General features: G+C 66.3%; 3 protein-coding genes and 1 pseudogene. 3 read left to right on the top strand and 1 reads right to left on the bottom strand.

All coding sequences use genetic code 11. The annotated features are described in order from the left end of the window. Window positions 1-252: DUF7697 family protein (locus tag G524_RS17015; protein WP_211219373.1), on the top strand; the 252-nt coding region annotated here is incomplete at its 5' end. Window positions 253-262: 10 nt separating this feature from the next. Here the strand turns inward: G524_RS17015 and G524_RS0112140 are convergent. After that, window positions 263-406, bottom strand: a complete 144-nt coding sequence (locus G524_RS0112140) for a hypothetical protein (protein ID WP_211219371.1) — start codon at window positions 404-406, stop codon at window positions 263-265. A gap of 137 nt (window positions 407-543) precedes the next feature. Between G524_RS0112140 and G524_RS0112145 the strand changes: the two genes are divergently transcribed. Then, window positions 544-1,464 (top strand): hypothetical protein, encoded by a 921-nt coding sequence (locus tag G524_RS0112145; RefSeq protein WP_027443933.1) that lies wholly within the window; start codon window positions 544-546, stop codon window positions 1,462-1,464. A 90-nt stretch (window positions 1,465-1,554) separates the two neighbouring features. Continuing rightward, a pseudogene (locus G524_RS16720) lies at window positions 1,555-2,077 on the top strand (SDR family oxidoreductase). Window positions 2,078-2,172: the final 95 nt, after the last annotated feature.

Below are 2,172 nucleotides of genomic sequence, written 5' to 3' on the forward strand. Positions count from 1 at the left end.
GCCTGCGGGCAGTGCCCTGCCGTCCTGAACCGCCCGCATACGCTCGAGGGCTGGCTGGTCTGGGATCTGGCGCAGCGCCTGTCCGGCCAGCTGCGGGCAGTGCCCGGTGCCGTCATCGGGCTCGACATGGCCGCAGCGCTTGCCATGGCCGAGGCGCTCGGCATCGACCGGCGCGCCGCAGCCGAGTTCCTGCCCGCGATCGAGGCCATGATGGTGCGCGCCATCAATGCGCAGATCGCAGCCGAGGGGTGAGGAGCGCCGGTCACGCGCTCCGGTCACGGAAGTTCTCGGCCCTTGCGCCCTTCGCCATGCCTTCGAGGCTTGCCTTGTCGGGCACCGGCATCAGCAAGACGCCGGAGCCTTTCGGCACAAGGGCAAACCGTTGCCCCGGCTGCCAGCCCTGCATTGCTCGTATGCTTTCCGGAACCGTGAGCGTGAACCTTTTCGAGAGAACGCCCGTCGCTGTCATAGTCTGATGCCGCACCTGCCATACCTCTCCTTTGTGCCCTTCGGCTTTGCCTGAAAGCAAGGATATCCCGGCCCATGGCTGACAAACGCGTCTCGGTTCGCCTTGCGGTGGTGGGCGGGCGCGAGGTGCGCGCTGAGCTCGAGGGGATCGGCGAGGCCGGCGAGCGCAGCACCCAGCGCCTCGCGCGCGGCATGGACGCGGCCAGCGACCGCACGGCGGCGCTGCAGGCCCGCATCCGCATCGCCGCGGCTGCCATGGCCGCAGCCTTTGCCACCGGGGTGGTGGCCATGGTGCGCTCCGGCCTCGAGCTCGTCGACTCCCAGGCCAAGCTCGCCCAGTCGATCGGCACCACGGTCGCCAGCGTGCAGACGCTGCAATGGGCGGGTGAGCTTGCCGGCGTGTCGATGGGGGAGATCGAGCAGGCGACCTTCCAGCTCACCCGCCGCCTGAGCGAGGCGGCCGCCGGCAGTGGCACGGCGGTGAGCGCGCTGCAGCGCCTGCGGCTCTCGGCCGAGGCGCTCCAGGCCCTGCCGGTCGACGAGCGGATCATTGCCATCCGCGCCGCACTCGAGCGCTTCGTGCCGCCCGCCGAGCGGGCAGCGGTGGCAAGCGACCTGTTCGGCAACCGGGCTGCGCTCGCCTTCATGCGGATCGATACGGCCACGCTCAGGCAGGCCGCGCGGGATGTGACCGACTTCGGGGTGGCGGTCTCGCAGACCGATGCCGCTGCCATCGAGGAAGCGGGCGATGCCATCGCCCGGCTGCAGCTGGTCTGGCAGGGGCTGGTCAACCAGCTGACCGTGGCTGCTGCCCCGGTGCTGACCGCAATCGCCGATGGCCTTGCCGAGCTTACCCGCCGCTCCGGCCCGCTCGGACAGGCGCTCGGGCTGCTGATCGACAATATCGGCCGGCTGATGGCCATCGGGCTTGCCTTTGCGGCCTTCATGGCCGGGCGCTGGGTGGCAAGCCTGGCCGCAGGCGCGGCGGCAGAGTGACGAGGCCCTTGCCCGGGCTGACGATCTGCGAACGCGGGCGCTGGCGCAAGAACGATTGTCGCTCAGCGAGACAAGCGAGAAGAAGCTGGAATGAGCGGATTAATGGCAGGAAAGCGCGGCCTCATAATAGCGCTTGCCAATGACAAGTCGCTGACCTAGGAGTGCCCGCAAGCTAAGGGAACAGGGGATTGACCTCGCCTCCTTCTATAAGGGCGAGGTGCTGGTCAAGCGGGTGATCCCGCTTGCCAAGCAGCTCGGCAGCGATTTCACCGTATTTATGCGATGTTTCGCGAATAATGTCGCTCGATGCGGCCTTCGCCACGTTCAAGGCGTGGTGGGAGACGATCGATTTCGTCGTCAACGCGATCAGCGCCGAGCCGATCAAAAACCTGGCAGCCAGCGGGATCGGTAGGATCCACTATATCCTCAAAGTGGAATGAGATCAATGCGCCGCTTCGCTGCAACGTCACGATCAACGATGTCGGCGGGGCCGGGCTTTATCTGCTCTCCAATCTCGCCTCGGGCGTCATTGGTGAGGTGCACCATGTGGACGCACGCTATCACCTTGTCAGCATGAAGAAAGAAAAATACACCCGACATCGCGCTCACCTAACACTACTTTGGCAGATTTCTAAGGATCAATCGTCGCCATCGTCTACGGCAGTGGGGGCATGTTGGCGGCGGAGGCTGGCTGAGCTGGGTCAGGAT

It is taken from the genome of Erythrobacter cryptus DSM 12079 (assembly GCF_000422985.1).
Taxonomy (GTDB): Bacteria; Pseudomonadota; Alphaproteobacteria; order Sphingomonadales; family Sphingomonadaceae; genus Erythrobacter; species Erythrobacter cryptus.

Excerpts from the sequence above, each read along its gene's own strand:
- G524_RS0112140 (WP_211219371.1), bottom strand. The coding sequence starts at position 406 with ATGCAGGGCTGGCAGCCGGGGCAACGGTTTGCCCTTGTGCCGAAAGGC.
- G524_RS0112145 (WP_027443933.1), top strand. The coding sequence starts at position 544 with ATGGCTGACAAACGCGTCTCGGTTCGCCTTGCGGTGGTGGGCGGGCGC.